The 5,765-nt window shown below is 64.0% G+C and carries 4 protein-coding genes; all 4 read right to left on the bottom strand.

The features are described from left to right. Positions 1-688, bottom strand: a 688-nt coding sequence (locus AC1D1P_RS12650; RefSeq protein ID WP_477673222.1) for a biosynthetic peptidoglycan transglycosylase, incomplete at its 3' end; no start/stop codon positions are given. Next, positions 685-1,455 carry a hypothetical protein gene (locus tag AC1D1P_RS12645; protein WP_477673221.1) on the bottom strand — a complete coding sequence of 257 codons (771 nt, stop codon included), beginning with the start codon at positions 1,453-1,455 and terminating at the stop codon, positions 685-687. The genes AC1D1P_RS12645 and AC1D1P_RS12650, both read right to left, overlap by 4 nt. After that, on the bottom strand, positions 1,395-2,600 hold the full coding sequence (locus AC1D1P_RS12640) for a serine hydrolase domain-containing protein (RefSeq protein ID WP_477673220.1): 1,206 nt from the start codon (positions 2,598-2,600) through the stop codon (positions 1,395-1,397). Before AC1D1P_RS12640 ends, AC1D1P_RS12645 begins: the two co-directional genes overlap by 61 nt. Then, positions 2,597-5,765 (bottom strand): alpha-2-macroglobulin family protein (locus AC1D1P_RS12635; protein WP_477673219.1); only part of this gene is annotated, 3,169 nt, incomplete at its 5' end. The genes AC1D1P_RS12640 and AC1D1P_RS12635, both read right to left, overlap by 4 nt.

Here is a 5,765-nt window from a genome sequence, read left to right as displayed (position 1 = left end):
CTTGCATGGTTTTCAGCACGCCGCAAGCTCGCTGTGACACCTGCGCGGCCTTGGCGTTGGGCGCACGCACCAGCGCGGCGGCGATCGCGGCCTCGCGCTCATCCAGCCCATGCGCAGCCTTGCCAAACAGTGTGCGGCTCAGCGCGTCGATGCCGACAAGTTCGCCGCGAAACGGCACAAGATTCAGGTATGCCTCCAGGATCTGGTCCTTGCGCCAGCGTGCCTCCAGCACCTGGGCCGACACGGTCTGCCCCACCTTTTGCGCCATGCTGCGGCCACCCGCACCGGCGCGCCAGTCCTCGTCGAGCAGTCCGGCCAGCTGCATGCTGAGGGTGGAAGCGCCGCGGGTTTTGGTGTTCCACAGATTGCCCCAGGCCGCTGCAGAGACAGCGCGCCAGTCCACACCGCTGTGCTCATAAAAGCGCTTGTCTTCACTCAGAATCAGTGCCGTGCGCAAGGCAGGCGAGACATCGGGCAGCGCCACCCACTGGCCGCGCCGCACAGCGCTGTCGATGCGCAGGCGCTGGATGACTTCACCACTGCGGTCGAGGATGAGCGTGTCGGAGGGGCGGAAGTCGCGTTTGACTTCGTCGAAGGTGGCGACGGCATGGGCAGGCGATATCGCCCCGCCCGCCAGAGCAAGGGCCAGCGTCAAGCTTGTGAAAATGCGTTTCGGCTCGCGATTCATTTCTTTGTGCAAAGTCTCAGGTTGGTCCGGGTGGCTTGCACCACCGGCAGATAGGCCTCTGAATCGCTAGGAGGGTAGCTCCCCTTGATTTCATCGTCAGACTTTGCGGCATCAGGCGCGAGGCCTTGCAAAGTCTTGATGCAGGCCGCGCGGTCACCCAGCTTGAATTGTGTGAGAGCAAGGTCGTTCAATATCCAGGCCGATTCAATCCAATGGAGGAATGACTTGCACTGCATTGCAACAGGCTGGATCACAGCCAAGGCGGCAGCGTAGTCTTTCGCCACATAACTCTTCTTGAAATTCTTCTTCGACTCATTAATGCTCTTGCGCACGCAAAGAGGCTCAGGCTTGCGGTACGTCCCCTCAAACCATGCCCGCATACCGCAGAAATCGCGGCATGCGTCGGCGCCGTTGGTTGAGACCTTGACATCCTGGCCCTCGGTCTTGAAGCTCACCTGGCATGYGGATTTCCCGATCTTCGACTTGCCATCGACGATCACGCCGTCCAGGTCGCATACGTGTGCGTTGGCTCCCGTGGTCTCTATCGCGAACTTTCCGCGTGGCTGAACCCGCAGCGTGCCCGACGCACCGTCACTGATCACGTATTCACCCTCGGCAGGCGTGCTGAACTGTGCAAGGACCAGGTTGGCGCCCAGGAGCATGAATGCATAAAGGGCAAGTTTCACTTTGACGCCTCCAGTCTTTTTCATGCCGGCAACCCAATCTTCGTCGCCGCGTTGAAGAGCTGGAACAGCTGCGCCTGCCAAGGCCCCTCGGCCTCCACCGCGGTCTGCACCAGCACAGTTTGCGTAACACGGTCTACCAGCACGCGCTGTCCGTGGTGGCCATTCATCATCATCCAGCTGCCGTCGGCCCTGGGATGCCAGAAGAAATTCTTGTAGCCGAAGCCGCGCATGGCCGTGCCGTGCCGGACTTGCGCATCGGCGGCCGACCATGAGGAGCATTCGTCTATCCATTTTTTGCTAACGACCTGGCGGCCTTCCATGACGCCGTCCTGCGCGATCAGCTGCGCCAGGCGCGCCCAGTCGCGCAGCCGCGCGCCAAAGCCTATGCAATTGAACTCCTTGCCCTTGCTGTCGCACAGCCAGCTGGCGTCGCCCTCGGCGCCCAGCGGTTGCCACAGGGCTTCTTCGCAAAAGGCCGCCAGCGGTTTTCCGGTGACCTGGCGGATGACCATGCCGATGGTCAGTGGGCACAGTTCGTTGTAGTTGTAGCGCGTGCCCGGCGGCTCCTGCACGGCGTTCCAGCCGCGCACCACGGCTTCCAGGTCAGTATTTCCGCCAGTGAAAGCACGCGGGTAAATGGTGGGGTTGTCGCGGTCATGCAGGATGGCCGCGCCGCTGGACATATTGGCCAGGTGACGCAAGGCAATCCCGCCGTGCAGCGTTCCCTTCAGTTCGTCAACGTACATCTGCGGCGTGTCGTCCATGGAACGGACCAGGCCGCGGTCCAGGCAGATGCCCAGCAGCAGCGAGGTCACGCTCTTGGCCATGGACCAGCTCGTCATGCGCATCTCGGGCTTGCGCTCGAACTGGTAGGACTCCAGCAGCACCGTGCCCTTGCGCGCGATGAGCAGGCCGGTCACCGGCCAGGCCTTGAGATAGTCCGCCGCCGATTGCGCGACCGGCGCGAAGGCCTGGAGGCTTTCGGCCGATGCCGCCTTCAGCGTGGAAGCCTGCGCGGGCGCGGCGATGGGTCGCGCCCGGAACATGGTTTCGTAGCCGCCGGAATAATTGCCAATGCGGTAGTCCTTGTCGGTCCAACTGCGGTTGCCGCCCCAGCCGGCCGGGTAGCCGGAGCGTTGCTGCCAGTCGGCGGCGGCCGCGGCCGCCCCGCGCGGCAGGGCAATGCCCGCAGCCAGTGCGACGGCCAGGGAACGCCGCTGGATCATTTCGCCGCTTCCACCTTCACCCGTGCATTCGGCGACTCGCCAAACATCTCGGGCGCATACATGGCCTCGACCCGGCTAGGCGGCAGCGCGAAGTCGCCGACGTTGTTCAGGCGCACGGTGTATTCCATCTTCACCACGCCCTTGGGCAGGTATTCGTAATAGCTGCGGAAGGCTTCGAAGCTGCGCTCTTCAAACGCAGGCCAGCCCGCACCGGTTTTCTTTTCGCCGCTGGTGGCGATTTCGGAGTCACGGCCCAGACCGCCACCCAGGATCGTTGCGCCGCCCGGCACCGGGTCGCTGATGACGACCCAGGTCATGTCGGCGCTGGCGTTGACTTCCAGCGTGATGCGAATCACGTCGCCGCGCGTGTAGATACCTTTGACGGCCTGCTCCACCGGGGTGATCATTTTCTTGATCTGGTAACCGGCATTGAAAGGCGCCTTCAGCTGGATGGCTGTGATGGATTGCAGCGTGAGCCACGGTTTGCCTGCTCCCTGATGCGTCACGGTCAGCGTGTCCTTCGCTGCGCTGCCCCAGGGCAGGAACATGCTGTTGTTGCGCAGGTTGCCGGGTGAGGCGGGTGCGCCGAAGAAGGTGGTCTGGTTGGGTGCGCCGGCTGCGTCGGTGGTCTTGACACGGTCAACCTTGGCCCAGTCCACGCTCGCCACGCTGGCGGCTGCCGCTGCCAGCGTGGCCTTGGTCACACCCGCTACCGGCGTGGCTTCAAACCTGGCCGAGAACTTGTCGAGGGCCAGGCCACCCCACAGGTTGGCCGTGGTGGTGTGCCACGCACCTTTTTGCTGGCGCGCGATAAAGCCATTGGCCAGGCGCCCCATGTCGTCTTTCCAGGCCGGGTCGTCCATCACCGCCAGCATCAGGCGCGCGGTGTTCACATCACCGTTGGTCATCAGCCACCACCAGTAGTCGTCCTTCTCGGTGCTGAAGATCAGCTTGGTGCCCTGGAAGGACAGGCGCGAACGCAGCACCTGGTTGGCTTCGGCGATGCGCTGCTCACGCTGCGGCACATCGGCCACGCGTTTCAGGATATTGAGCCAGTCGATCACCGCGTGTGTGGGCCACTGGTTGGGCGCAATCGTGATGCTGCCCAGCATGCGGCCCTGCGCCTTGCCGTAGCGCGAGAGCGCTTCCAGCGCGGCCAGCTTGCGCACGTCGAGGTCTTTGCGTGGGCTCCAGAACTCGCGCTGGATACGGCCTTCCACAAACGCGATCAGGCCGCGTTCCATCGGGGCGCGCGCATCGTCGGGCAGGGCAAACGCCGGGTTGATGCCCGAGGCTTCGTGCGTGGCGGCCAGCAGGTAGGCCGTCAGTGCATCGCTGCCGCGATTCGCTTCGCCGTCGCGCGGCGGGAAGTAGTTGGCCAGGCCATCACTGTCCAGGTAGCTGGGCAGTTGTGCCAGCACGGTCTGCCAGAGCTTGCTGTCGCGCAGTCCCACCGACTTGCTGGTTTTTTGCTCCAGGCAGATGAACGGGTACATCGCGAAATAGTCGCGCACGCCGTCCATGCCTTCGGCCAGTTTCGGCTGCAGCGACATCTTCAGGCCGCCGCGGCCGGGCAGGGCGTCAGCCGGCGGGTTCACGTCCAGCGTGAAGCTGCCGTCGACCTGCACCAGCGTGGCTTGCTGCACGGTCAGTGGCACGGCCGGGATGATGCGCTGACGCGCCTTGAGGCCGTCGCGTGCGCCGGAAATCGTGTCTTTGGCCTCGATCTCCCACAGGATGGCTTCGGCGCGTGTGAACGCGAGCTGCGCCGGCGCGGTGACCATCCAGGCCACCTCACGCGCTTCGCCCGCGGGGATGTCTACCATTTGCGGTTTCAGGTCCAGCATCGTGGCGCGCGGGCTCACTTCCACCTTCATGGCCACCTTGGTGGTGTTGCGCAGCGTCAGTTGCGCGCGGAACTGGTCGTCTTCCCGCACCAGTGGCGGCAGGCCGCTGATGATTTGCAGGTCCTGTGTGGCCTTGATGCTGGTCTGGCCCGTGCCGAAGAGGCCGGTGCCTGCGTCAGCCACTGCCACAATCTTGAAGGTGGTCAGTGCGTCGTTGAGCGGCACCATCACCACGGCCTGGCCGTTGGCGTCCAGTTGCACCTTCGGGTTCCACAACAGCAGGGTATCAAGCAGTTCGCGTGTGTTGCTGCGCCCGCCGCCACCGCCGGCTGCTACAGCCTTGCGGCCGAAATGCCTGCGTCCGATGATTTCCATTTGCGCGGTCGAGGTTTCCACGCCCCAGGCGCGGCGCTGCAACATCGCATCCAGCAGGTTCCAGGAGGTGTTGGGCATCAGCTCCAGCAGGGCCTGGTCTACCGCGGCCAGCGCCACTTCGGCATTGGCGGCCGGCTGTCCATTGGGCAGCTTCGCGGTAATGGTGACCTTGGCCTGGCTGCGCACGGCGTAGCTTTCCTTGTCGGTCTTCACGCTGACGTCGAGCTGGTGCGCCTTGGTGCCCACACGTATTTCAGCCACGCCCAGGCGGAAGGCCGGTTTGCTCAGGTCGACCAGCGCGGTGGGTGCAACGTATTCGCGGCCTTCATACCAGAAGGATGTCCACCATTCACGTGGTGCCTTGTAGCCCCAGGTGAAGAAGCTGTACCAGGGCACTTCGCGCAGCCGGCCGCGCAGGGCCAGCACGCTCACGTACACATTGGGCCCCCAGCCTTCCTTGATCTGCAGGTTCACCGTCGGGTCCTGGCCGTTGAGCTGTACCACCTGGGTTTCGACGATGCCTTCACGCTCAACGGCGACCAGTGCCGTGGCAAACCGGAAGGGCATGCGCACCTGGAACTTGGCGGTCTCGCCGGGCTGGTAGCTTTTCTTCTCGGGCAGCACGTCCATGCGGTCGTGGTCTTCGCCGCCAAACCAGAGYTCGCCCTGGCGGGTGACGTATACGTTGCTGGCGGCCTGGATGGTGTTGCCGTCCTTGTCCTTGGCCGTCACGATGAGTTCGACCTCACCGGGCTCGCCGAGCTTGGTCTCGCACAGCAGCAATCCGCGCGAATCGCTCTTGCCGCTGCAGACGCTGCCGAGGTCTTTGACCTCAGTTTTGTTGTCGTAGGTGTAGAAGCCGCCCACCATGCGCTTGCGGCTGGTGGTGGTGATGCGCGCCACGGCCTTGACCTCCAGCGAGACACCAGGGGCGATCTTGCCG

It is taken from the genome of Polaromonas sp. P1_E1_2 (genome assembly GCF_056406035.1).
This window is presented reverse-complemented; position numbering and strand designations above follow the sequence as displayed.

What these genes read in the sequence shown, in the direction of transcription:
- AC1D1P_RS12640 (WP_477673220.1), bottom strand. Translation starts at nt 2,600, where the DNA reads ATGATCCAGCGGCGTTCCCTGGCCGTCGCACTGGCTGCGGGCATTGCC.